22 protein-coding genes are annotated in these 23,109 nt (G+C 58.6%); 12 read left to right on the top strand and 10 right to left on the bottom strand.

Annotated features, from left to right (window positions below):
• The first annotated feature begins 43 nt into the window (after positions 1–43).
• Positions 44–1,945, top strand: a complete 1,902-nt coding sequence (quiC, locus tag KFS80_RS20975; protein ID WP_212545779.1) for a 3-dehydroshikimate dehydratase QuiC — start codon at positions 44–46, stop codon at positions 1,943–1,945.
• A gap of 101 nt (positions 1,946–2,046) precedes the next feature.
• Positions 2,047–2,724 carry a TetR/AcrR family transcriptional regulator gene (locus KFS80_RS20980; RefSeq protein ID WP_212545780.1) on the top strand — a complete coding sequence of 226 codons (678 nt, stop codon included), beginning with the start codon at positions 2,047–2,049 and terminating at the stop codon, positions 2,722–2,724.
• A 78-nt stretch (positions 2,725–2,802) separates the two neighbouring features.
• Here the strand turns inward: KFS80_RS20980 and KFS80_RS20985 are convergent, their stop codons facing one another.
• Together KFS80_RS20985 and aroQ are read right to left on the bottom strand one after the other, a co-directional pair.
• A complete protein-coding gene (locus KFS80_RS20985) occupies positions 2,803–3,657 on the bottom strand; it encodes a shikimate dehydrogenase (RefSeq protein WP_212545781.1) in 855 nt (284 codons plus the stop codon).
• Positions 3,658–3,662: 5 nt separating this feature from the next.
• A complete protein-coding gene (gene aroQ, locus KFS80_RS20990) occupies positions 3,663–4,103 on the bottom strand; it encodes a type II 3-dehydroquinate dehydratase (protein WP_212545782.1) in 441 nt (146 codons plus the stop codon).
• A 307-nt stretch (positions 4,104–4,410) separates the two neighbouring features.
• On the opposite strand from aroQ, the gene KFS80_RS20995 reads away from it, so the two are divergent.
• Complete coding sequence (locus tag KFS80_RS20995) at positions 4,411–4,857, top strand: DUF2442 domain-containing protein (protein ID WP_212545783.1); 447 nt, start codon at positions 4,411–4,413, stop codon at positions 4,855–4,857.
• 55 nt (positions 4,858–4,912) lie between these two features.
• On the opposite strand, the gene trmA is transcribed toward KFS80_RS20995, so the two are convergent.
• A complete protein-coding gene (gene trmA / locus KFS80_RS21000; RefSeq protein WP_212545784.1) occupies positions 4,913–5,992 on the bottom strand; it encodes a tRNA (uridine(54)-C5)-methyltransferase TrmA in 1,080 nt (359 codons plus the stop codon).
• Positions 5,989–7,284, bottom strand: coding sequence for an NCS2 family permease (locus tag KFS80_RS21005; protein ID WP_053124049.1), 1,296 nt, complete (start codon positions 7,282–7,284; stop codon positions 5,989–5,991). The genes trmA and KFS80_RS21005 overlap by 4 nt, the downstream gene beginning before the upstream one ends.
• A 260-nt stretch (positions 7,285–7,544) precedes the next feature.
• Here KFS80_RS21005 and KFS80_RS21010 point away from each other — a divergent pair, with 260 nt between their 5' ends.
• Positions 7,545–7,949, top strand: coding sequence for a DUF4879 domain-containing protein (locus KFS80_RS21010; protein ID WP_246541969.1), 405 nt, complete (start codon positions 7,545–7,547; stop codon positions 7,947–7,949).
• Between the two features lie 66 nt (positions 7,950–8,015).
• Entirely contained in the window at positions 8,016–8,567 is a 552-nt protein-coding gene (locus KFS80_RS21015; RefSeq protein WP_212545786.1) for a DJ-1 family glyoxalase III, read from the top strand.
• Positions 8,568–8,572: 5 nt separating this feature from the next.
• Here KFS80_RS21015 and KFS80_RS21020 read toward each other — a convergent pair whose 3' ends face one another.
• Positions 8,573–8,860 (bottom strand): HigA family addiction module antitoxin, encoded by a 288-nt coding sequence (locus KFS80_RS21020; RefSeq protein ID WP_212545787.1) that lies wholly within the window; start codon positions 8,858–8,860, stop codon positions 8,573–8,575.
• Positions 8,861–8,995: 135 nt separating this feature from the next.
• Entirely contained in the window at positions 8,996–10,234 is a 1,239-nt protein-coding gene (locus tag KFS80_RS21025; RefSeq protein ID WP_212545788.1) for an MFS transporter, read from the bottom strand.
• Between the two features lie 568 nt (positions 10,235–10,802).
• Here KFS80_RS21025 and KFS80_RS21030 point away from each other — a divergent pair.
• The 3 genes from KFS80_RS21030 (at position 10,803) to KFS80_RS21040 (ending at position 13,496) form a co-directional block, all read left to right on the top strand.
• Positions 10,803–12,248: a cytochrome ubiquinol oxidase subunit I gene (locus KFS80_RS21030; RefSeq protein ID WP_159813600.1), complete on the top strand. Its 1,446-nt coding sequence runs from the start codon at positions 10,803–10,805 to the stop codon at positions 12,246–12,248.
• A gap of 3 nt (positions 12,249–12,251) precedes the next feature.
• Complete coding sequence (gene cydB, locus KFS80_RS21035) at positions 12,252–13,259, top strand: cytochrome d ubiquinol oxidase subunit II (RefSeq protein ID WP_053124037.1); 1,008 nt, start codon at positions 12,252–12,254, stop codon at positions 13,257–13,259.
• 69 nt (positions 13,260–13,328) lie between these two features.
• Positions 13,329–13,496 carry a DUF2474 domain-containing protein gene (locus KFS80_RS21040; RefSeq protein ID WP_082341490.1) on the top strand — a complete coding sequence of 56 codons (168 nt, stop codon included), beginning with the start codon at positions 13,329–13,331 and terminating at the stop codon, positions 13,494–13,496.
• A 79-nt stretch (positions 13,497–13,575) separates the two neighbouring features.
• Here the strand turns inward: KFS80_RS21040 and KFS80_RS21045 are convergent, their stop codons facing one another.
• Together KFS80_RS21045 and KFS80_RS21050 are read right to left on the bottom strand one after the other, a co-directional pair.
• Positions 13,576–14,700: a methyltransferase gene (locus tag KFS80_RS21045; protein WP_212545789.1), complete on the bottom strand. Its 1,125-nt coding sequence runs from the start codon at positions 14,698–14,700 to the stop codon at positions 13,576–13,578.
• A 175-nt stretch (positions 14,701–14,875) separates the two neighbouring features.
• Positions 14,876–15,586 (bottom strand): helix-turn-helix transcriptional regulator, encoded by a 711-nt coding sequence (locus tag KFS80_RS21050; protein ID WP_212545790.1) that lies wholly within the window; start codon positions 15,584–15,586, stop codon positions 14,876–14,878.
• 316 nt (positions 15,587–15,902) lie between these two features.
• On the opposite strand from KFS80_RS21050, the gene KFS80_RS21055 reads away from it, so the two are divergent.
• Entirely contained in the window at positions 15,903–16,679 is a 777-nt protein-coding gene (locus KFS80_RS21055) for a ferredoxin--NADP reductase (protein ID WP_212545791.1), read from the top strand.
• 41 nt (positions 16,680–16,720) lie between these two features.
• On the opposite strand, the gene mscL is transcribed toward KFS80_RS21055, so the two are convergent.
• Positions 16,721–17,137, bottom strand: a complete 417-nt coding sequence (gene mscL, locus KFS80_RS21060) for a large-conductance mechanosensitive channel protein MscL (protein ID WP_159813591.1) — start codon at positions 17,135–17,137, stop codon at positions 16,721–16,723.
• Positions 17,138–17,423: 286 nt separating this feature from the next.
• Here mscL and KFS80_RS21065 point away from each other — a divergent pair, with 286 nt between their 5' ends.
• Both KFS80_RS21065 and radA read left to right on the top strand, forming a co-directional pair.
• Positions 17,424–18,965, top strand: coding sequence for a catalase (locus KFS80_RS21065; protein ID WP_212545792.1), 1,542 nt, complete (start codon positions 17,424–17,426; stop codon positions 18,963–18,965).
• A gap of 76 nt (positions 18,966–19,041) precedes the next feature.
• Complete coding sequence (gene radA / locus KFS80_RS21070; protein WP_008084632.1) at positions 19,042–20,409, top strand: DNA repair protein RadA; 1,368 nt, start codon at positions 19,042–19,044, stop codon at positions 20,407–20,409.
• Between the two features lie 99 nt (positions 20,410–20,508).
• On the opposite strand, the gene KFS80_RS21075 is transcribed toward radA, so the two are convergent.
• Positions 20,509–20,877 carry a PilZ domain-containing protein gene (locus KFS80_RS21075; RefSeq protein ID WP_053124024.1) on the bottom strand — a complete coding sequence of 123 codons (369 nt, stop codon included), beginning with the start codon at positions 20,875–20,877 and terminating at the stop codon, positions 20,509–20,511.
• Positions 20,878–21,037: 160 nt separating this feature from the next.
• Between KFS80_RS21075 and KFS80_RS21080 the strand changes: the two genes are divergently transcribed.
• Positions 21,038–23,104, top strand: coding sequence for a carbon starvation CstA family protein (locus KFS80_RS21080; protein WP_212545793.1), 2,067 nt, complete (start codon positions 21,038–21,040; stop codon positions 23,102–23,104).
• The last annotated feature ends 5 nt before the right edge of the window (positions 23,105–23,109 follow it).

A 23,109-nucleotide genomic window follows, 5' to 3' on the forward strand; every position in this document is an offset into this window, starting at 1 on the left:
CTCCTACAGTAAAGATCAAGCGGCGCAGTCCGGGAGTTGAAACATGCAGCGTTCCATTGCCACCGTTTCCTTGAGCGGCACCCTGCCGGAAAAACTCGAAGCCATTGCCGCCGCCGGGTTCGACGGGGTGGAGATCTTCGAAAACGACCTCCTGTACTACGACGGCAGTCCGCGCGAAATTAAACAGATGTGCGCCGATCTCGGCATCGCCATCACCCTGTTTCAGCCGTTCCGCGATTTCGAAGGCTGCCGCCGCGATCGCCTGGCGCGCAATCTTGAGCGCGCCGAACGCAAGTTCGACCTGATGCAGGAACTCGGCACCGACCTGGTGCTGGTCTGCAGCAACGCCTCGGCCGACAGCGTCGGCGATCAACAAATTCTAGTCGATGACCTGCGCTTGCTGGCCGAACACGCCGGCGCGCGTGGCTTGCGCATTGGTTACGAAGCGCTGGCCTGGGGCCGTCACGTCAACACTTATCAACAGGTCTGGGACATCGTGCGTCAGGCCGATCATCCGAGCCTCGGCGTGCTGCTCGACAGCTTTCACACCTTGTCGCTGAAGGGCGATCCGCGCGCCATCGCTGACATCCCCGGCGACAAAATCTTCTTCGTGCAAATGGCCGACGCGCCGATTCTGCAGATGGATGTGCTGGAGTGGAGCCGGCATTTCCGCTGCTTCCCGGGGCAGGGCGAATTTGATCTGCCGGGCTTCCTCGCGCCGATCATTCAGAGCGGTTACACCGGGCCGCTGTCGCTGGAAATCTTCAATGACGGCTTCCGCGCCGCGCCGCCACGGGCCAATGCCGCTGACGGTTTGCGTTCGCTGCTGTACCTGGAGGAGAAGACTCGCCAGCGTCTGGAGCAGGACACGACGCCTGTGGCCAACCGCGAAATCCTGTTCGAAACGCCGCAGGCCAGCGAGTACAACGGCATTGAGTTTCTGGAGTTTGCCGTCGATGAAAGCCTCGGCGCCAAGCTGTCGAACTGGCTGGAGCGCCTCGGTTTCGTCAAAGCGGGCCAGCACCGCTCCAAGAGCGTGAGCCTGTTGCGTCAGGGCGACATCAACCTGATTCTCAACTCCGAGCCTTACTCTTTCGCCCACAGTTTTTTCGAAGCCCACGGCCCGTCGTTGTGCGCCACCGCCGTGCGGGTCAAGGACAGCGCCAGTGCTTTGGCCCGCGCCGTGGCTTACAAAGGTCAGCCCTATCGCGGACTGGTCGGCCCCAACGAACTGGAACTGGCGGCAGTGCGCGCGCCGGATGGCAGCCTGATTTATCTGGTCGATGAACAGGCCGATGTCTACGGCACCGATTTCAATCTGCTGGCCGACGCGCCGGCTCGTGGCGGGCTCAAGCGCATCGACCACATGGCCATGGCGCTGCCGGCCGACAGCCTCGACAGTTGGGTGCTGTTCTACAAGAGCCTGCTGGATTTCGAAGCGGATGATGAAGTGGTGCTGCCCGACCCGTACGGGCTGGTGAAGAGCCGCGCACTGCGCAGTCGCGACAGCTCGATCCGCTTGCCGCTGAATATTTCAGAGAACCGCAACACCGCGATCTCCCATGCGCTGTCGAGTTATCGCGGTTCCGGTGTGCATCACATCGCCTTCGATTGTGACGACATATTCGCCGAAGTCAGTCGTGCCAAAGAGGCCGGTGTGCCGCTGTTGGATATTCCGCTCAACTATTACGACGACCTCGCCGCACGCTTCGATTTCGACGACGAATTCCTCAGCGAGCTGGCCTATTACAACGTGCTCTACGACCGTGATGCGCAGGGCGGCGAGCTGTTTCACGTCTACACCGAGCCGTTCGAAGGGCGCTTCTTCTTCGAGATCATCCAGCGCAAAAACGGTTATGCCGGTTACGGCGCAGCGAATGTCGCGGTGCGTTTGGCGGCGATGGCCAAATCACGCAGCGGCGCCGTTCGCCAGGCGAAGTTGTAGGAAATTCGTAAACGCGGGATTAAACACGGCTCGCGCGGCTTCCTTCACTGTGCGGCGCGGCCCATAATCGCCGCCTGTGCAGTGATGGCCGTGAGCCCGCAATGACGATAAATTCAGAACTTTCCGCAGCTACTGTCGTGCCCGTCGTAGAGCCGCGCAAGAGTCGCAAAAACAACCCGGAAAAGACCCGCGAGAACATCCTGCAGGAGGCGATCGTCGAGTTCGTCCAGCAAGGTTTGTCCGGTGCTCGCGTCGACGCGATCGCCGAGCGCATCCACACCTCCAAACGCATGATCTATTACTACTTCGGCAGTAAGGAGCAGTTGTACGTCGAGGTGCTGGAGAAGCTTTACGGCGATATTCGCAACACCGAAAACCGCCTGCATCTGGCCGAGTTGCCGCCAGAGGTGGCGATTCGACGATTGGTCGAATTCACCTTCGATCACCACGATCGCAACGTCGATTTCGTGCGCATCGTCAGCATCGAAAATATCCACAACGCTGAATTCGTGAAGCGTTCCGATGCGATCAAGGCGATGAACAACACCATCCTCGATTCACTCGGCGAGATTCTGCGTCGCGGTGCTGATGAAGGTGTGTTCCGTGCGGGGCTGGATGCGCTGGATGTGCATTTGCTGATCAGTTCGTTCTGCTTCTATCGCGTGTCGAACCGGCACACGTTTGGCGAGATCTTCCAGATTGACCTGCCGGATGAAAACATCAAACAGCGTCATCGCGAGATGATCTGCGAATCGGTGCTGCGCTACCTGCAAGCCTGACAATCAAAAGATCGCAGCCTTCGGCAGCTCCTACACCGATCCCTGTAGGAGCTGCCGCAGGCTGCGATCTTTTGATCTTCAACCATTCATGCTTTGAAAATGCGCCAGCATCCGCTGCGCATCCGGCACCACGCCGCTGAACAATTCAAACGCCTTCACCGCCTGAAACACCGCCATGTTGCCGCCATCCAACGTGCGGCAACCCAACGCGCGAGCATTACGCAGCAGCTCGGTTTCCAGCGGGAAATACACAATCTCCGCCACCCACAATTCCTTGCGCAGCAACTCGACTGGCACTGGCATGCCCGGCAATTTAGCCATGCCCATCGGCGTGGTGTTGACCAGACCATCAGCCAGATTCAGCGTACTCGGCAAATCCCGACCCGCCACCACACGACCGAAGCCGAAATGCTGATTCAAGTTGTTCGCCAGACTTTCCGCACGCTCACTGTCGACGTCGAAAATGCTCAACTGCCGGACGCCTTCGCTCAACAACGCGTGGGCCACTGCCGCACCCGCACCACCGGCGCCCATCTGGACCACACGCTCACGGGCAGCGTCCTGCAAACCACGGCGAAAACCCTCGGCGAAACCCAGACAATCGGTGTTGTGGCCGACGCGTTTGCCGTCCCTCAGCACCACCGTGTTGACCGCGCCGATGCCCCGGGCTTCCGGCGACAACTCATCAAGCAGTGGAATAATCGCCTGCTTGCACGGAAAAGTAATGTTCAGCCCGGTGTAGTTCATCCGTTCAGCTGCCAGCAGCAGATCGGGCAGGGCGGTGCTGTCCATTTGCAATTGATCGAGATCGATCAATCGATACAGATAACGCATGCCCTGCGCATCACCCTCGTGCTCATGCAGCGCCGGTGTGCGCGAAGCCTGAATACCGGCACCGATCAACCCGGCGAGAATTATGTTGGAGTGCGACATGCGATTCACCCCTTCAGCCGCTGACTGAAATGTTCCAGCGCCAGGCGATAGCCATGACTGCCAAACCCGGCCATCACCGCCGTGGCAATCGCCGAGACAAACGAGTGATGACGAAACGGCTCGCGGGCGTGGACGTTGGACAGATGCACTTCAATCACCGGCACTTCGCTGGCGACCAGCGCATCGCGAATCGCCACCGACGTGTGCGTCCACGCTGCCGGGTTGATCACGATCCCGGCGCAACGACCGCGCGCCGCGTGAATCCAGTCGAGCAATTCGCCTTCGTGATTGGTCTGGCGAAACTCCACGGCCAGGCCGAATTCTTCAGCCGCACGACCGCACAACGCCGAAATATCCGCCAGGGTTTCGTGACCATAAGTCGCCGGCTCGCGGGTGCCAAGCAGGTTCAGGTTCGGGCCGTTGAGCACCAGAACGATAGGGGGCATGAGGGGTAACTCCACTTATTGTTTTTGGCTTTGGCCAGAGGTTTCGGCCTGTGGAGATAAAATGTACTAGATGGTTACCATGGTCAATTGAAAAATAATGCACGTGGCGTTTTATGTTCGGTGATCGCACAGAAGCAATATTTGGTAGAAATTCTGAAGCAGGAATGAGACATAAGTTTCACACTTGAAATCAATTAACCTAACTGATGGGTTAGCATAAGTGCGCAGCTAAAAGAAACATGCAATAGCGATCGTGATGCGAGATGGGCATCCCGCTCGCACATTTCGAAGGAGTGGAAATCGATCTATGAAAGTCGTCAAAGCTAAGCCATCCACACGTCGCCCCCTGACGGAGGAGATGATCGACGCCGCCATCCTGCAAGGGGAGGCACGCCGGGCGAGTAGCTTGCAGGCGGTCTCCGTAACCTTTGAAAAATCATCTCTGGTCATCCGTTTTGAGGATGGCAGCGGTGTGTTGCTTCCGGTGAACCAGTATCCAGAGTTTGACGGGTTTGATGCAGGCGATTACGAGGGGCTGACAGTCGGGTTCGCAGGCACTGCGCTTTGCCATGAAGGCAAAGACCTTGACGTTTCCATTGCCGGGATGATTTCAGCGAGCCCGTCACTCATGAAGATGGCCGCGTCGGTGGTTGCATCGCGTAACGGTCGTCAAAGCAGTGCTGCGAAGTCCGAAGCTGCTCGAGCGAATGGCAAAAAGGGCGGGCGACCACGCAAGGCCGATCCCGCGTTGTAAACACCCACAAAAAAGCCGTCAATCACGACGGCTTTTTTGTATCTGGCATTCGCACTCAGCGCCGGGTCAGTAACACACCCGATTCCATGTGGTGCGTCCACGGAAACTGGTCGAACAACGCGCACTGGGTGATGCGGTGCGTGTCGTGCAACTGGGCGATGTTGGCCGCCAGGGTTTCCGGGTTGCAGGAGATGTACAGAATGTTGTCGAAACGCCGGGTCAGCTCGCAGGTGTCCGGATCCATGCCGGCGCGTGGCGGGTCGACGAAGACGCTGCCGAACTCGTAGCTCTTCAGGTCGATGCCTTGCAGGCGACGGAACGGGCGCACTTCGTTGAGCGCTTCGGTCAGTTCTTCGGCGGACAAACGCACAAGGGTGACGTTATCCACAGCGTTTTCGCTGAGGTTGCTCAGTGCCGCGTTGACCGAGGTCTTGCTGATTTCGGTGGCCAGCACTTTGCGCACGCGGGTGGCGAGCGGCAGGGTGAAGTTGCCGTTGCCGCAGTACAACTCCAGCAAGTCGTCAGTGCGATCACTGAGTGCTTCGTATGCCCAGTTGAGCATCTTCTGGTTCACGGTGCCGTTCGGCTGGGTGAACGCGCCTTCCGGTTGGCGATAGCTGAAGGTGCGACCGCCGACTTCGAGTTTCTCGACCACGTAATCGAGGCCGAGCACTTCGCGTTTGCCTTTCGAGCGCCCAATGATGCTGACGCCGAGATCCGCCGCCAGTTTGGTCGCCGCCGCGTGCCAGTGCTCGTCCAGCGGACGGTGATAGCACAGGGTGATCATCGCGTCGCCGGACAGCGTGGTCAGAAACTCGACCTGAAACAACTTGTGGCTCAGCGCCGAACTGGCCTGCCACGCCGCTTTCAGCTGCGGCATCAACTGATTGATGCGCAGGCTGGCGATCGGGAACTCTTCGATCAGGATCGGCGTGCGTTTGTCGTCCTGAGCGAACATCGCGTAATGCCGATCGCCGCCCTCGCGCCACAGGCGGAATTCGGCGCGCAGACGGAAGTTCTGCAGCGGCGAGTCGAACACGGTCGGCTCGGGGGCATCGAACGGCGCCAGCAGGTCACGCAAGCGCGTGACCTTGGCTTCGAGTTGCTCGGCGTAAGCCTGGGAATCAAATGTCATGCGTTGAACCAACCCAACTTGATCACGAACAGAATCGACAGAATCACCAGCGCCGGGTTCAGCTCACGGGCGCGACCGGACAGCAACTTGATCACCGTCCAGGAGATGAAGCCGAAGGCGATGCCGTTGGCGATCGAGTAAGTGAACGGCATGGCCAGCGCGGTCACCACAACCGGCGCGGCGACGGTGATGTCGTCCCAGTCTATTTCCGCCAGGCCCGAAGTCATCAACACGGCGACGAACAGCAGTGCCGGTGCAGTGGCGAACGCCGGTACGCTGGCCGCCAATGGCGAGAAGAACAGCGCCAGCAGGAACAGAATCGCCACGACGATGGCGGTCAAACCGGTACGGCCGCCAGCACTGACGCCGGCGGCGGATTCGATGTAGCTGGTGGTGGTCGACGTACCCAGCAGCGAACCGGCCATGGCCGCGGTGCTGTCGGCGATCAGTGCGCGACCCATTTTCGGCATGTGGCCGTCCTTGCCCATCAGGCCGGCGCGCTTGGCGACGCCGATCAGGGTGCCGGAGTTGTCGAACAGGTCGACGAACAGGAAGGCGAAAATCACGCTGACCAGACCGATGTCCAGTGCGCCTTTGATGTCCAGTTGCAGGAAGGTCGGCGCCAGCGAAGGTGGCATCGACGTCACGCCGCCGAACGGGGTGAAACCCATCACGATGGAGGTGATGGTCACCGCGAGAATGCCGATCAGCACCGCACCGCGCACTTTCAGCGCTTCGAGGGCAACGATCAAGGCGAAGCCGAGGGTGGCGAGAATCGGTGCCGGTTGTTTCAGGTCACCGAGGCCGACCATGGTCGCCGGGTTGCTGACCACGATGCCGGCGTTGTGCAGGGCGATCAGCGCCAGGAACAGGCCGATACCGGCGGCAATCGCCGAGCGCAGCGGCAGCGGGATGCTGTTGATGATCCATTCACGGATGCGGAAGATCGACAGCAGGAAGAACAGCACCGCCGAAATGAACACCGCGCCCAGCGCCACTTGCCACGTGTGGCCCATGTGCAGCACCACGGTGTAAGTGAAGAAGGCGTTCAGGCCCATGCCCGGCGCGAGGGCGATCGGGTAGTTGGCGATCAGGCCCATGACCGTCGAACCGATCGCGGCGGCCAGACAGGTGGCGACGAACACCGCACCCTTGTCCATGCCGGTCTCGCCGAGAATGCTCGGGTTGACGAACAGAATGTAGGCCATGGCCAAGAAAGTCGTGATGCCCGCCAGAATCTCGGTGCGCACGTTGGTGTTGTGTGCCTTGAGTTGAAACAGCCTTTCCAGCATGTCTGCTCCCCGTGGCGCGCGTAGCGCCGTGAATGTATCGACCTCAACAGCAAAGCACAGACCGTCGCAAGCGCCTGGAAAATTGTGGTGGGCCGGAAAAAGCCGCGCATCATACCAGCAGCGTGGGGGATTGGCTGCGATCGTCGGCGATGTTTTGCAGTCAGGCGAACTGAGCCATACTGCGCGCCTGTTTTGGGGGGAGGGTCATGATGGGCGTCAAGCGCAATTTCGTTCGATCGTTGGGGCTGTTTTGCACGTTTATGGCCAGTGTGCCAGCCGTTATGGCGGCATCGGCGCCACCCTTGACCAGCGTGCAGGTGCTCAAGGTGCAGTCGGCGGCCTGCGGCATCGAAAATATTTCTGATGGGCAGGACAAGACGGCCTGCGACCACGGCGGTGCCAACATCAAGGTGTATGTGCTGGAAATGGGCTACGGCCGCGTTCCCAATGCCGCACTGGACGGTTTTGAACTGGACGGAATGAAAACCCAGGTCTGCGCCTACGGCAACGGCAACCTCACGCAATGCACCGGCGCCGCGTCGAAGGTCGTCGGCACGCTGTACATCTTTGATCTGGATGGCAAGCAGGAAGGCACGTTCACCTACAGCAACACTTCTATTAACGCGCCGGGCAACAAGGTTTCAACGCAGCTTTACATCAAGTAACGGCTGGCGCTGCGCGATCCAGGCGAAGCTGACTACGCTTAAAGGATCACCCAGCGGACACAGCCTATGACCTTTAGAGCCCTGATTACCCTCGCCGAGGGCATCGATGATCTGCAAAGCGTGACCCTCATCGACGTGCTACGCCGTGCCGGCATTGAAGTCGTCGCGGCCAGCATCGAAGGCCGGCGCATGCTCACCTGCGCCCGCGGCACCCGCCTGACCGCCGACGGGATGCTCGTCGATGTACTGGCGCAAACCTTCGACCTGATCGCTTTACCCGGCGGCGCCGTCGGTGCCCAACACCTCGCCGCACACCAACCTCTGCAACAAATACTTAAGGATCAATCCAGCGCCGGACGCCTGTTCGCCGCCATCGCCGAATCCCCGGCCGTCGCCCTGCAAGCTGCTGGCGTGCTGCGCCAACGCCGCATGACCTGTCTGCCCAGCGCCAGTCATCAACTGTCGGGCTGTACGTTTGTTGATCAACCGGTAGTGATCGACGGCAACTGCATCACTGCGCAGGGCTCTGGTGCGGTGCTGGAGTTTGCCTTGGCGCTGGTTGAGCAACTGGGGGGCAAGACGCTCAGGGCGAAAGTGGCGGGGAAGTTGTTGGCCTGAGTCGATCAGGCGTGTGCAGCGATCGGTTGAATTGGCGGCTGCTCGCGATGTTCTGCTTGCCACAGATCGTAATCAGTTTGAACACCCAGCCAAACGCGAGCCTTACCAATGCCCGCACGCTCCAGGCGTACAGCCAGATCCGGGCTGATCGGCGCATGACCGTGCAATACACGCGAAAGATGTGGGCGCGCAAAACCCAGATGCCGTGCCAGTTCGGTAACACTGATGCCCAAATCGGGCAGAACATCCATCAACAGTGTTTCGCCGGGGTGTGGCGGGTTGTGCATGGGCATGAGCCTGCTTGCTATTTGTGCTGAAAGGATTTGATCATGGGGGAGTGTAAGGCGATACATTACACTCAGTGCGGTATCTATGTACCGCACATTTTCATCTGATGTGTGTTTGGCCTGCCGATTTTGCCGATGAACTCAAACCTTCGTCTCTTCCACCGGCACATGCATCCGGTCCCGATTCGCCAGCGTCGGAAACAACTTGATCCACGTCCCCGTCACCACCAGCGTGCCGATCCCGCCCATGACCACGGCGGGCACGGTGCCGAACCAGTGGGCGGTGACGCCGGATTCGAATTCGCCCAGCTGATTGGACGCGCCGATGAACAGGCCGTTGACCGCGCTGACGCGGCCACGCATTTCGTCCGGGGTTTCCAGTTGCACGAAGGAGGCGCGGATGACCATGCTGATCATGTCTGCCGCACCGAGTACCACCAGCACCGCCAGCGAAAACCAGAACGAGGTCGACAGACCGAAGGCGATGGTCGCGACGCCGAAGATGCCGACCGCAGTGAACATCACCCGACCGACGTTACGTTCCACGGCAAACCGTGCGAGGAACAGTGACATCCCCAGCGCACCGACCGCTGGCGCCGAACGCAGCAGGCCCAGACCCCACGGGCCGGTCAGCAGAATGTCTTTGGCGAACACCGGCAGCAGCGCCGTCGCACCGCCGAGCAGTACCGCAAACAGATCCAGCGAAATCGCCCCGAGAATATCCGGGCGGCTGCGAATGAAGCGGATCCCCGCCAGCAACGAATCCAGTGTGGCTTTGCCTTTATTCAACGGTGTTTGCCGCGCGGGCAGGTTGAGCATCAGCGTGCAGGCGATCACGTAGAGCAGCACGGTCGGGCCATACACCCAGACGCTGCCGAACGCGTAGAGCAAACCGCCAAGGGCCGGGGCGACGATGGTCGCTGACTGTTGCGCCGATTGCGCTGCCGCGACGGCTCGGGGGAACAGGGCGCTGGGCACGATGCTCGGCAGCAATGCCTGAGTGGTCGGCATCTCGAAGGAGCGCGCCGCACCGAGCAGGAAGGCGAGGATGAAGATCATCTCGCGGGTGACGTGATCGGTAGCGCTGCCGATGGCCAGCGCGAGGGCGATCATGGCCTGCAACGACTGGCAGATCGCTGCAACTTTGCGTCGGTCATAGCGGTCGGCGACATGCCCGGTGTGCAGCATGAACAGCACGCGCGGGGCGAATTCGACCAGACCGACCAGGCCCAAATCGAGGACGTTGCCGGTCAGTTGATAGAGGTTCCAGCCGATCGCCACGGTGAGCATCTGAAAACCGCTGGCAGTGAAAATCCGCGCCATCCAGAACGCGAGAAAGGGACGATGGTGGCGTAACAGCAACGGCTCTTGGCTGGGCATCTGAGGGCAGGTCTGGTTCGAGGGGAACCGCGAGGTTATCACCAGTCTGTAACAGGAAGTTGCTATGACAAAAAATTTAGTTAGCCAGACATCGATATTCTCGCCATCACAAATTAACCCTGTGGCGAGGGGATTTATCCCCGTTCGGCTGCGCAGCAGTCGCAAATTAGGCGACGCGATTGATCTGAAAAAACGCGTTGAATGGATTGGGGGCCGCTTCGCAGCCCAACGGGGATAAATCCCCTCGCCACAGGGTTTCTGTGTTGTTGCCTCACCATCACATGGTTCCGGGGATTTGTTGCAAAGTTTTGCCGCAGTTATGAGGCAACTTGTCACGCGGCAAACGACCACGCGGTTCATCGGCAAAAATGGGACTACTCTTTCAACGTTGCTTGATCCAGATCAAGACCCCAAACGGAATTGATCAGACGGCCAGTTGGCCAGACTCCCTGCGTTGCGATGGTTTCAAAAAGAACGAATCCGAATTCGCCGCACTCCATATCCGTGGGGGCAGTAGTGCAAGGGGCCACAAGCCCCGCCGCCGGTATTACCTGACAGAGGAAGCCATATGTTCGGTTTAGAGGCACTAGATCTCGCCCGAATTCAATTCGCGTTCACCATCTCGTTCCACATCCTGTTCCCGGCCATCACCATCGGTCTGGCGAGTTACCTCGCCGTGCTCGAAGGCCTGTGGCTGAAAACCCATAACGACACGTACCGTGACCTCTACCATTTCTGGTCGAAGATCTTTGCCGTCAACTTCGGCATGGGCGTGGTCTCGGGGTTGGTCATGGCCTACCAGTTCGGCACCAACTGGAGCCGTTTCTCGGACTTCGCCGGTGCCGTCACCGGGCCGTTGCTGACCTATGAAGTGCTCACGGCATTCTTCCTTGAGGCCGGTTTCCTCGGGGTCATGCTGTTCGGCTGGAACAAGGTCGGGCGCGGATTGCACTTTTTCTCCACGGTGATGGTAGCCATCGGCACGCTGATTTCGACCTTCTGGATTCTCGCCTCCAACAGCTGGATGCAGACCCCGCAAGGCTTCGAGATCATCAACGGTCAGGTGATTCCGACCGATTGGTTTGCGATCATTTTCAACCCGTCATTCCCCTACCGCTTGATGCACATGGCGACTGCGGCGTTTGTGGCCACGGCATTCTTCGTCGGCTCCTCGGCGGCCTGGCATTTGCTGCGCGGCAAGGACAACCCGGCGATCCGCACCATGCTCTCGATGGCGATGTGGATGGCGCTGATCGTCGCGCCGATCCAGGCAGTCATCGGTGACTTCCACGGCCTCAATACCCTCAAGCATCAGCCAGCGAAAATCGCCGCGATCGAAGGTCACTGGGAAAACAAGGGCGACGAAGCCACGCCGCTGATCCTGTTCGGCTGGCCGGACATGAAAGAAGAGCGCACCAAGTTCGCCGTAGAGATCCCGTACCTCGGCAGCCTGATCCTCACGCACTCGCTGGACAAACAAGTGCCAGCGCTCAAGGAATTCCCACCGGAAGACCGGCCGAATTCGACCATCGTGTTCTGGTCGTTCCGGATCATGGTCGGCCTCGGTTTCCTGATGATCTTCACCGGTCTGTGGAGTCTGTGGCTGCGTAAACGCGACACGCTCTACACCTCGCGTCCGTTCTTGTACCTGGCGTTGTGGATGGGGCCGTCCGGTCTGATCGCGATTCTGGCGGGCTGGTTCACCACTGAAATCGGCCGTCAGCCGTGGGTGGTCTACGGGCTGATGCGCACGGCGGACGCGTCTTCCAACCACAGCTTTATGCAGATGAGCATCACGCTGATCATGTTTGTCGTGGTGTATTTCGCGCTGTTCGGTGCCGGTCTCGGCTACATGATGCGCCTGGTGCGCAAAGGGCCGAAGATCAGCGAAGGCACAGAGACGCCGGACGGTGGCCCTGGCAAAAAACGTACACCGGCCCGTCCGTTGTCCGCTGCCGACGATTCGTCCGATGCCGATCACGGCGACGACGTTCGCCTGACCAAGGAGATTTGACTCATGGGTATTGATCTTCCGCTGATCTGGGCCGTGATCATCATCTTCGGCATCATGATGTACGTGGTCATGGACGGCTTCGACCTGGGCATCGGGATTCTCTTCCCGTTCATCCCCGGCAAAGTCGACCGTGACGTAATGATGAACACCGTCGCCCCGGTCTGGGACGGCAATGAAACCTGGCTGGTACTGGGCGGCGCGGCGTTGTTTGGCGCGTTCCCGCTGGCGTATTCGGTGGTGTTGTCGGCGCTGTATCTGCCGCTGATCTTCATGCTGATCGGCTTGATCTTTCGCGGTGTGGCGTTCGAGTTCCGCTTCAAGGCCAAGGACGACAAGCGTCACTTGTGGGACAAGGCGTTCATCGGCGGTTCGGTGGCTGCGACGTTCTTTCAGGGCGTGGCGCTCGGTGCGTTCATTGACGGCTTGCCGGTGGTCAATCGGCAATACGCCGGCGGTTCACTCGACTGGCTGACACCGTTCACCCTGTTCTGCGGCGCGGCACTGGTGGTGGCGTACGCCTTGCTCGGCTGCACCTGGCTGATCATGAAGACCGAAGGCAAGCTGCAAGAGCAGATGCACAATCTGGCGCGGCCACTGGCATTCGTGCTGCTGGCGGTGATCGGTGTCGTCAGCCTGTGGACACCGCTGGCCCACCCGGAAATCGCCACGCGCTGGTTCAGCATGCCGAATCTGGTCTGGTTCATGCCGGTGCCGATTCTGGTATTGGTCACCCTGTACGGGTTGATTCGTGCAGTGGCGCGTAACGCCCACTACACGCCGTTTCTGCTGACGCTGGTGCTGATCTTCCTCGGCTACAGCGGTTTGGGCATCAGCCTGTGGCCGAACATTGTGCCGCCGTCGATCTCGATCTGGGACGCCGCATCGCCGCCGCAGAGTCAGGGCTTCATGCTGGTGGGGACGCTGTTCATCATCCCGTTCATTCTGGGTTACACCTTCTGGAGCTACTACGTGTTCCGCGGCAAGGTCACCCACGAAGACGGCTACCACTAATCTTGTGGAGAGAGCTAGCTCGCGATGGCGTCGGCAACGGCGCCATCGATCTAACTGAGGATCGAAACAATGCCCGGCAAACATTCCCTGCACGACATTGAACAAGCCGAAAAAAAACCGCTGTGGCAGCGGCTCGGCTGGCTGGCCCTGATCTGGGCCGGCAGTGTTGGCGTGTTGTTCATCGCCGCCAGCCTGATGCGCATGTTCATGAACGCGGCAGGCCTGACGACGCACTGAATCTGAATCATCCCCGTCCCGGCGCCTTCGGGTACGGTTTTGTAACCCTCCGCATGGAGGGTTTTTTTTGCCCTGAAGATTATTTTCGGGCTTTGAGAATCACGAACTTCGGCGTCGCCGCGACTTGCTCGACACCCCGGAACAGCCGCGCCAGTTTGCTGTGATAACCCAAGTGTCGGTTGCCGACGATGTACAACGCGCCGCCCACCACCAGCGCCTCACGCGCCTGCTGAAACATGCGCCAGGCGAGAAAATCGCCGACCACTTGTTGCTGATGGAATGGCGGATTGCACAGCACCACGTCCAGCGATTGCGGCTCCTGACCAGCCAGACCGTCGCCAGCGCGAACAGTCACTTCACGATCACCCACCGCCGCGCGCCAGTTTTCAGCGGCCGATTGCACCGCCATGAACGATTCATCGACCAGCGTGTACTGCGCGTCAGGGTTTTGCAGCGCACTGGCAATCGCCAACACGCCGTTGCCACAACCGAGATCGGCAACCCGTGCGCTGCCAAGGTTTTTCGGCAGATGCGGAAGAAAAGCGCGAGTGCCGATGTCCAGGCCTTCACGGCAGAACACGTTGGCGTGGTTGAGCAGTTCGATGGCCGGTTCGTCGAGGCTGTAACGGCTCGGGTAGGGCGAAATAGCCGGGGCTTTCGCTTCCGGCGTGGCGATCAACAGTCGCGCCTTTTTCACGGCGAGCGATGCTTGCACCGGGCCGATGTAGCGCTCCAGCAGATCACCGGCAGCGCGTGGCAAATGTTTGACCATCGCCGCTGCGATGACTTCGGCGCCGGGAGCGAGTTGCCCTTGCAGGCGAATCAATTGTTCTTCGAGCAGCGCGAGGGTTTTCGGTACGCGGATCAACACGCGATCGAAAGGCCCGACCAAAGGCTCACTCGCCGGAATCGGCCGAATGGCATCGAATGCCTGACCGTTGCGCAGCAAATTCTTTTCCAGTCCCTGAAAACCCAGAAACGAGTCGCCGCTGCTGCTCACTTCAACCTTGCCCAGCAAACTGGCTGCTAACGCGCCGAAGCTGTCATTGAGCACCAGCACCCGCGTGCTCGCCGCAGGCTGTTGCGCGGCCAGATGATTGAGCAGGTATTCGTCGGCGGCATCGAAAGCTTGCAGCGGTTCGTTTTGCTGTTCGGGCTGGCGAATCAAGTCGAGTTGGGCGAACGGTGTATCGAGCAAAGGCATGGGGCGGGGACTCAGGGTAATCGAGGGATGTCCCGCAGCCCTGGCATTGTGCGGCGGAACCGACCGAGTGGACTGCAACGCGGATGGATGGCGTTAACACTCAGGAAGGCCACAAATGGTACGTTTTTTTCTATTCAATTACCCGCACGTTTTCTGTTTGTGCGAGGCCGGCCGTTTAGATATACCCGGCCCGGGCGGCGGCAATGACCGCAGAGATCTTGTTGCACACCTTGAATTTCTCGATCAGGTGCTGGACGTGATAATTCACGGTTCGCTCGCTGAGGCTGAGAATCTGGGAGATTTCGTAAGCGGTTTTCCCTTGCGCGGATAACCCCACCACTTCCAGTTCTCGCGGGGACAGATGAGGGCGGCGAGCCAGGGCTGGCTTGGGCAACGACTGAGCAAACAGATCTGTCATCAGGCTGGTGATATAGAACAGGCAGCCAAAATGTTCATAAAGCTCTATGGAATTGATCGGGCCGTCACCTCTGGCCAGGCTCAAGGTGCTACAGAGTCCTAACTCCTCGCGGTGAAAAGATTGTGACCAGCCGTAACGCAGGCCTTCTTTCTGCAATGCATTCCAGCGCTTGGGGGCATTTTCGTAAGCGGCTTTGTTCCACATGAAGGGCAACATTGACCCCGTGCAATGCTTGGTAATCGGATCAATTTCGTCAACCGGGTCTTGGGCGCATCGTCGTTTCCAGTCGTCGGAAAAGTTATTGATCTCCAAAGTATTGAAGTGCGCATCACGATAAGTGGAGGCCACGGTGATACTACAAAAGTTGAAGCCGATATTCTGAGCAAAGCTGAGCAGAATCGGGTAAGCGCTATCTATTTTTTTTGCGAACGTCAGTTGCCTTAACTGCGACTCCTTCCATTTTTCCATTTCAAACGCTCCATAGGTTTTCGCTGGGGTGCGTTGGATCCAATGCGCACGAAGTCGAGTGTAGGACGTTTCCTACATGGTGCTGTGGAATTTTTTGCTCTTTGTGCTGATCTTTTTTTGTATAAACCGTTATTAGTAACTGGGTTTTTATATGAAGGGTGTCATCCCAGTTTATTGATGTCCTATTCGGTTAATTGTGTTGGTAATACGGATCGTTTTAGTTGTATAAACGCGCGGCGTAATACCACTACAAAATGACGGTTTAAACAGGCTTTACTTTGCGAGAGACTAAGGCCATCGCCGAATGGAGCGCCCTATGACCGCCAGCGCAGAAAAATTCACCCGACAGACCCTGCTTGATGTGCAGCCGTTGACGCCGAACCTGTTCACCCTGCGTACCACTCGCGACGCAGGCTTCAGATTTCGTGCAGGACAATTCGCCAGATTGGGCGTCACCAAGGCCGACGGTAGTACGGTATGGCGTGCCTATTCGATGGTGTCTTCACCGTTTGACGAGTTTCTTGAATTCTTTTCGATCGTGGTGCCGGGCGGCGAATTCACCAGTGAACTGAGCCGGCTTGAAGCGGGCGATACCTTGCTGGTCGACCGTCAGGCCTTTGGTTATCTGACGCTGGATCGTTTTGTCGACGGTCGCGACCTCTGGCTGTTATCCACAGGCACCGGCGTGGCGCCGTTCTTGTCGATCCTGCAGGACTTCGAAGTCTGGGAGAAATTCGAGCGGATCATTCTGGTCTACAGCGTGCGCGAGGCCCGCGAACTGGCGTATCAACAGTTGATTGCGGAATTGGCGCAGCGTGACTATCTGGCCGAGCATGCCCACAAGCTGCAATTTATCCCCACCGTGACCCGTGAATCTCATCCCGGCGCACTTAATGGGCGTATCACGACGCTGATCGAAAACGGTGAGCTGGAGCGTGCGGCCGGGGTTGAGCTGACGGCTGAGCACTCGCGAGTCATGTTGTGCGGTAATCCGCAGATGATCGACGACACCCGCGCCTTACTCAAACAACGAAACATGAGCCTGAGCCTGACGCGCAGGCCCGGGCAGGTGGCGGTGGAAAACTACTGGTAAAAAAACGGCGCCTCGAAGGCGCCGTTTTCAATTCTGCCGGTTTATTGCGGCCGGTTGTTCTGCGCTTTGAGCAGGTCACGGATCTCGCCGAGCAATTCCTCTTCTTTGGTCGGAACCGGTGGCAGGGTAGGGGCCACGGCTTCTTCGCGTTTGAGGCGGTTGATGGCTTTAACGCCCATGAAGATCGCGAAAGCAACGATCACGAAGTCCAGAACGGTCTGCAGGAATTTGCCATAAGCCAGCACCACCGCAGGCGCGGCGCCATCAGCGGCTTTTAGCGTGACCGCTAAATCACTGAAATCCACCCCACCGATCAGCAAGCCAATCGGCGGCATGATCACGTCACCGACAAACGACGAAACGATCTTGCCGAAAGCGGCACCGATGATGATACCGACGGCCATGTCGACCACATTGCCTTTGACCGCGAAGGCCTTGAACTCACTTAGCACGCCCATAGGTTATTTCCTTGTTACAGATGAGGTTGGTGTACGCAGTGTAAATCAGCAAAACGCGTCCTGCGCGAAACACCTTCTTACAATGCCCGTTTTTATCGACCCATTATTCGACGAATAGTTTGCAAAGTGCCACTAATCGCGCGCGAAATACGCCTTAACTCGCTGATCAGGAAGCCATTTTTTTCCATCATGGCGTTGCGGATATTCTATTTAAGTTCTCCGGATTTGCCCTCTAGCCTCTGGTTGGCGCACCCGGATGCGCCCAAAATAAACAGAGGACTCTGATATGACTGCATCCCTTGGCTTAGGGGCTTTTCCCCATCGCCGTACTCTTGGCGTACTCACCGCCAGCCTGCTGACCTTTAGCGTCAACGCGACACCCCTGACTCGCGATAACGGCGCGACGGTTGGTGACAATCAGAACTCGCAAACCGCTGGCGCCAACGGCCCGGTGCTGTTGCAGGATGTGCAACTGATCCAGAAGCTGCAGCGCTTCGACCGCGAGCGTATTCCGGAGCGCGTCGTTCACGCTCGCGGCACCGGTGCTCATGGCACCTTCACCGTCACTGACGACCTCAGTGATCTGAGCAAGGCCAAAGTCTTCGCTGCCGGGCAAAGCACGCCAGTGTTCGTGCGATTCTCGGCGGTGGTGCACGCTAACCATTCGCCGGAAACCCTGCGCGACCCTCGCGGCTTCGCCACAAAGTTCTACACCGCTGACGGCAATTGGGATTTAGTCGGTAACAACTTCCCGACATTCTTTATTCGCGATGCGATCAAGTTTCCAGACATGGTTCATGCGTTCAAGCCCAATCCACGAACTAATCTGGATGATGATTCGCGGCGTTTTGATTTCTTCTCCCATGTACCGGAAGCGACCCGGACATTGACCGAGTTATATTCCAACTCAGGCACGCCAGCCAGTTATCGTGAAATGGATGGTAATAGTGTTCATGCCTATAAGTTGATTAATGCCAAGGACGAAGTGCATTACGTAAAGTTTCACTGGAAGAGTGTACAGGGTGTTAAAAATCTGACGCCTAAAGAAGTCAGTAAAGTCCAGGGTCAAGATTACAGTCATATGACCAATGACCTGGTGGCGAACATCAACAAAGGCAATTTCCCGAAATGGGACTTGTACATTCAAGTGCTGAATCCACAAGATTTGTCCAAATTTGATTTCGATCCATTGGACGCCACCAAGATCTGGCCAGGGATCCCTGAGCGAAAAGTTGGACAAATGGTGCTCAACCGCAATCCGGCGAACGTGTTCCAGGAGACCGAGCAGGTGGCCATGGCACCGTCCAATGTCGTGCCCGGCATCGAGCCTTCTGAAGACCGTTTGTTGCAAGGACGAATATTCGCTTACGCCGACACGCAAATGTATCGCGTGGGCGCTAACGCCCTGCAATTGCCAATTAATGCACCAAAGGTGGGCGTCAATAACGGCAATCAGGACGGCGCAATGAATAGCGGGGCGAGCAACTCCGGTGTGAATTATCAACCGAGCCGACTGCAACCGCGTGAAGAAACTCAGAGTGCGCGTTACAGCCAATCGGCGTTGTCTGGCAATACTCAGCAAGCGAAAATTACACGGGAGCAGAACTTCAGGCAGGCCGGTGATCTTTATCGCTCCTTCAGCAAAAAGGAACGTCGTGACTTGATCGACAGTTTCGGTGGCTCGCTGGCGAGCGCGGATGACGAGAGCAAGCACATCATCCTGTCCTTCCTTTATAAGGCCGATCCAGAGTACGGCACCGGCGTGACGAAGGTGGCTAATGGTGACCTGAGTCGGGTCAAGGCCTTGGCGGCAAAACTGGTCGACTGATAACGACGGAGCGCAAACGGAGCCGGAATCAGGCTCCGTCTGCGTTATCATCGCGGTTTTTGCCCCGGGGGTTCTGATGGCCAAGGCCAAGCGCATGTACGGCTGCACCGAGTGCGGCGCAACCTTTCCCAAGTGGGCCGGGCAGTGTGGTGAATGCGGTGCCTGGAACACCCTCACCGAAACCATGATCGAAAGCGGCGGTGCCACGGCGCCAAGCGGTCGCACCGGTTGGACCGGCCAGCAGGCGCAGATCAAAACCCTGGCCGAAGTCAGCGTCGAAGAGATTCCGCGTTTTTCCACGGCATCCAGTGAACTGGATCGCGTGCTCGGCGGCGGTCTGGTCGACGGCTCGGTGGTGTTGATCGGCGGCGATCCGGGCATCGGCAAATCGACGATTCTGTTGCAGACCTTGTGCAACCTCGCCAAGAGCATGCCGGCGCTGTACGTCACCGGCGAAGAATCCCAGCAGCAGGTGGCCATGCGCGCGCGGCGTCTCGGCTTGCCGCAGGATCAACTGCGGGTGATGACCGAAACCTGCATCGAAACCATCATCGCCACCGCCCGCCAGGAAAAGCCCAAGGTGATGGTGATCGATTCGATCCAGACGATCTTCACCGAACAACTGCAATCGGCGCCCGGTGGCGTGTCCCAGGTGCGTGAGAGTGCGGCACTGCTGGTGCGTTATGCCAAACAGAGCGGCACGGCGATTTTCCTTGTCGGCCACGTCACCAAGGAAGGCGCGCTCGCCGGCCCTAGGGTTCTCGAGCACATGGTCGACACCGTTTTGTATTTCGAGGGCGAATCGGATGGGCGTCTACGTTTGCTGCGCGCGGTGAAAAACCGTTTCGGGGCGGTCAACGAGTTGGGCGTTTTCGGCATGACTGATAAAGGTTTGAAAGAAGTCTCCAACCCTTCGGCGATTTTTCTCACTCGCGCGCAAGAAGAAGTCCCGGGCAGTGTGGTGATGGCGACGTGGGAAGGCACCCGGCCGATGCTGGTGGAAGTGCAGGCGCTGGTCGATGACAGTCATCTGGCCAACCCGCGACGGGTAACGTTGGGGCTGGATCAGAACCGCTTGGCGATGTTGCTCGCGGTGTTGCATCGCCATGGCGGGATTCCGACGCACGATCAGGACGTGTTTCTCAACGTCGTTGGCGGGGTGAAGGTGTTGGAGACGGCGTCTGACCTGGCGTTGATGGCGGCGGTGATGTCGAGTTTGCGCAATCGGCCGTTGCCGCATGATTTGTTGGTGTTTGGAGAGGTTGGGTTGTCTGGCGAAGTGCGTCCTGTGCCCAGTGGTCAGGAGCGCTTGAAGGAAGCCGCGAAGCATGGCTTCAAACGCGCCATCGTGCCCAAAGGCAATGCGCCAAAAGAGTCGCCGCCGGGTTTGCAGATCATCGCCGTAACGCGCCTCGAACAGGCCCTCGACGCCCTCTTCGAATAACCAGAGATCCCCTGTAGGAGCTGCCGCAGGCTGCGATCTTTTGATCTTGAAACAAAGTCAAAAGATCGCAGCCTTCGGCAGCTCCTACAGGGGCAACCATCAGATCTCGATCAACGCACCCAACTCGCGCTCCAGCTCCTGCGGATCCGCCAGGTTCAGCTCGATCAAGCGTCGCAACCGCTGGATCGACTCCAGACTGATATGCCGGCAAACAAACCCCAACTGGCCGTTCTCTTCGTGCGCCAACTGCACGTCCATCTCGATATCAATCTCATCGCTCAGATGAATGTCGACGAAGAAATCCTTCTCGGCATCCCCCAGCCAAGGCTCTGGCCGCTCGATCAGCAAGCCTTTGAGCGACAGGTCTATCAGCTTGACCGGCCAGATGTACTCGCCCTGACTCAGCTCGGTTCTGGCATCGAACGCAATACGTTTGAAGCGACGACGATTGGCTGGGTGCTCGCTCATGGCGCAATCCTCCGGAAGTTCGCTGACTATAGACCCGCATTGTCTAAGCGTACCAGCGCAGACGGGCCACTCAGACCAACGTCGGGGTATGGCCTTTGGCGCCGTAAGCGCTAAACTCGGGGTGGCTGTCTTTCTTGTCCACCCTGGCTGGAATAATAAAATGAAAAATAATAATAGCCTGCTACGCCACTTACCCTGGCTATTGCTGGCAATCGTAGGAGCGTGCGCCCTGGGCGTAGTGGCATTGCGCCGCGGCGAGGCGATCAATGCCTTGTGGATTGTGGTCGCCGCTGTGGCCATTTATCTGGTTGCGTACCGTTACTACAGTCTGTTCATCGCAAACAATGTGATGCAACTTGACCCGCGTCGGGCCACCCCCGCCGTGCTCAACAATGATGGTCTGGACTTCGTGCCGACCAACAAACACATTCTTTTCGGTCACCACTTCGCAGCGATCGCTGGCGCAGGACCTTTGGTCGGCCCGGTATTGGCGGCGCAGATGGGTTATCTGCCCGGCACGCTGTGGCTGATTGCCGGTGTGGTGCTGGCGGGTGCGGTGCAGGACTTTATGGTTCTGTTCATGTCGACCCGTCGCAACGGCCGTTCCCTGGGCGACATGGTGCGTGAAGAAATGGGCCGGATTCCCGGCACCATCGCACTGTTCGGCTGCTTCCTGATCATGATCATCATCCTCGCGGTGCTGGCGCTGATCGTGGTGAAAGCACTGGCCGAGAGCCCGTGGGGCATCTTCACGGTGATGGCGACCATCCCGATCGCGATGTTCATGGGCATTTATATGCGCTACATCCGCCCGGGCCGCATCGGCGAAATCTCCGTGGTCGGCGTGTTGCTGCTGCTCGGTTCGATCTGGCTGGGCGGGCAGATTGCTGCTGATCCGGTATGGGCCAAGGCCTTCACCTTCACCGGCGTGCAGATTACCTGGATGCTGGTCGGTTACGGTTTCGTCGCAGCATCGCTGCCGGTGTGGCTGATTCTGGCACCGCGTGACTACCTCTCCACGTTCCTCAAAATCGGTACCATCATCGCCCTGGCGATCGGCATTCTGGTGACCATGCCCGAGCTGAAAATGCCGGCGCTGACCCAGTTCGTCGACGGCACCGGCCCGGTGTGGAAGGGCGGTCTGTTCCCGTTCCTGTTCATCACCATCGCTTGCGGTGCGGTATCCGGTTTCCACGCACTGATTTCTTCGGGCACCACGCCGAAGCTGCTGGATAACGAAACCAACGCCCGTTACATCGGTTACGGCGGCATGCTGATGGAATCGTTCGTCGCGATCATGGCCATGGTTGCCGCTTCGGTGATTGAACCTGGCGTGTACTTCGCCATGAACAGCCCGGCCGCTGTGGTCGGCAGTGATGTCGCCTCGGTTGCGCAAGTGGTCTCCAGCTGGGGCTTTGCGATCACGCCGGAAGCGCTGCAAGCCGTGGCGCATGACATTGGCGAAACCACCATTCTGGCCCGTGCCGGTGGCGCGCCGACCCTGGCGGTCGGTATCGCGCAGATCCTGCACAGTGTTCTGCCGGGTGAAAACACCATGGCGTTCTGGTACCACTTCGCGATCCTGTTTGAAGCGCTGTTTATCCTGACCGCTGTCGACGCCGGTACTCGTGCCGGACGTTTCATGCTGCAGGATTTGCTCGGCTCCTTCGTGCCAGCGCTGAAACGCACTGAATCGTGGACGGCCAACCTGATCGCCACCGCCGGTTGTGTGGCGATGTGGGGCTGGTTGCTGTATCAGGGCGTGGTCGATCCACTGGGCGGCATCAACACCTTGTGGCCACTGTTCGGTATCTCCAACCAGATGCTGGCCGGTATCGCGCTGATGCTCGGTACCGTGGTGCTGATCAAAATGAAGCGTCAGCGCTACATTTGGGTCACCTTGCTGCCAGCCACCTGGCTGTTGATCTGCACCACGACGGCGGGCTTCATCAAATTGTTCGATGCCAACCCGGCAATCGGCTTCCTGTCGCTGGCCAAGAAGTACAGCGACGCGCTGGCCAGTGGTCAGATTCTGGCCCCGGCGAAAAGCGTCGAGCAGATGCAGCACGTGATCTTCAACGCTTACACCAACGCAACGCTCACCGCGCTGTTCCTGTTCGTGGTCTTCAGCATCCTGTTCTATGCGCTCAAAGTCGGCATCGCCGCCTGGGGCAAAAAAGAGCGTACGGATAAAGAATCGCCATTCCAGGCTCTGCCGGATGCGTAACCAGA

It is taken from the genome of Pseudomonas rustica (assembly GCF_018336155.1).
GTDB lineage: Bacteria > Pseudomonadota > Gammaproteobacteria > Pseudomonadales > Pseudomonadaceae > Aquipseudomonas > Aquipseudomonas rustica.

What these genes read in the sequence shown, in the direction of transcription:
- quiC (WP_212545779.1), top strand. Translation starts at nt 44, where the DNA reads ATGCAGCGTTCCATTGCCACCGTTTCCTTGAGCGGCACCCTGCCGGAA.
- KFS80_RS20980 (WP_212545780.1), top strand. Translation starts at nt 2,047, where the DNA reads ATGACGATAAATTCAGAACTTTCCGCAGCTACTGTCGTGCCCGTCGTA.
- KFS80_RS20985 (WP_212545781.1), bottom strand. Translation starts at nt 3,657, where the DNA reads ATGTCGCACTCCAACATAATTCTCGCCGGGTTGATCGGTGCCGGTATT.
- aroQ (WP_212545782.1), bottom strand. Translation starts at nt 4,103, where the DNA reads ATGCCCCCTATCGTTCTGGTGCTCAACGGCCCGAACCTGAACCTGCTT.
- KFS80_RS20995 (WP_212545783.1), top strand. Translation starts at nt 4,411, where the DNA reads ATGAAAGTCGTCAAAGCTAAGCCATCCACACGTCGCCCCCTGACGGAG.
- trmA (WP_212545784.1), bottom strand. Translation starts at nt 5,992, where the DNA reads ATGACATTTGATTCCCAGGCTTACGCCGAGCAACTCGAAGCCAAGGTC.
- KFS80_RS21005 (WP_053124049.1), bottom strand. Translation starts at nt 7,284, where the DNA reads ATGCTGGAAAGGCTGTTTCAACTCAAGGCACACAACACCAACGTGCGC.
- KFS80_RS21010 (WP_246541969.1), top strand. Translation starts at nt 7,545, where the DNA reads ATGGCCAGTGTGCCAGCCGTTATGGCGGCATCGGCGCCACCCTTGACC.
- KFS80_RS21015 (WP_212545786.1), top strand. Translation starts at nt 8,016, where the DNA reads ATGACCTTTAGAGCCCTGATTACCCTCGCCGAGGGCATCGATGATCTG.
- KFS80_RS21020 (WP_212545787.1), bottom strand. Translation starts at nt 8,860, where the DNA reads ATGCCCATGCACAACCCGCCACACCCCGGCGAAACACTGTTGATGGAT.
- KFS80_RS21025 (WP_212545788.1), bottom strand. Translation starts at nt 10,234, where the DNA reads ATGCCCAGCCAAGAGCCGTTGCTGTTACGCCACCATCGTCCCTTTCTC.
- KFS80_RS21030 (WP_159813600.1), top strand. Translation starts at nt 10,803, where the DNA reads ATGTTCGGTTTAGAGGCACTAGATCTCGCCCGAATTCAATTCGCGTTC.
- cydB (WP_053124037.1), top strand. Translation starts at nt 12,252, where the DNA reads ATGGGTATTGATCTTCCGCTGATCTGGGCCGTGATCATCATCTTCGGC.
- KFS80_RS21040 (WP_082341490.1), top strand. Translation starts at nt 13,329, where the DNA reads ATGCCCGGCAAACATTCCCTGCACGACATTGAACAAGCCGAAAAAAAA.
- KFS80_RS21045 (WP_212545789.1), bottom strand. Translation starts at nt 14,700, where the DNA reads ATGCCTTTGCTCGATACACCGTTCGCCCAACTCGACTTGATTCGCCAG.
- KFS80_RS21050 (WP_212545790.1), bottom strand. Translation starts at nt 15,586, where the DNA reads ATGGAAAAATGGAAGGAGTCGCAGTTAAGGCAACTGACGTTCGCAAAA.
- KFS80_RS21055 (WP_212545791.1), top strand. Translation starts at nt 15,903, where the DNA reads ATGACCGCCAGCGCAGAAAAATTCACCCGACAGACCCTGCTTGATGTG.
- mscL (WP_159813591.1), bottom strand. Translation starts at nt 17,137, where the DNA reads ATGGGCGTGCTAAGTGAGTTCAAGGCCTTCGCGGTCAAAGGCAATGTG.
- KFS80_RS21065 (WP_212545792.1), top strand. Translation starts at nt 17,424, where the DNA reads ATGACTGCATCCCTTGGCTTAGGGGCTTTTCCCCATCGCCGTACTCTT.
- radA (WP_008084632.1), top strand. Translation starts at nt 19,042, where the DNA reads ATGGCCAAGGCCAAGCGCATGTACGGCTGCACCGAGTGCGGCGCAACC.
- KFS80_RS21075 (WP_053124024.1), bottom strand. Translation starts at nt 20,877, where the DNA reads ATGAGCGAGCACCCAGCCAATCGTCGTCGCTTCAAACGTATTGCGTTC.
- KFS80_RS21080 (WP_212545793.1), top strand. Translation starts at nt 21,038, where the DNA reads ATGAAAAATAATAATAGCCTGCTACGCCACTTACCCTGGCTATTGCTG.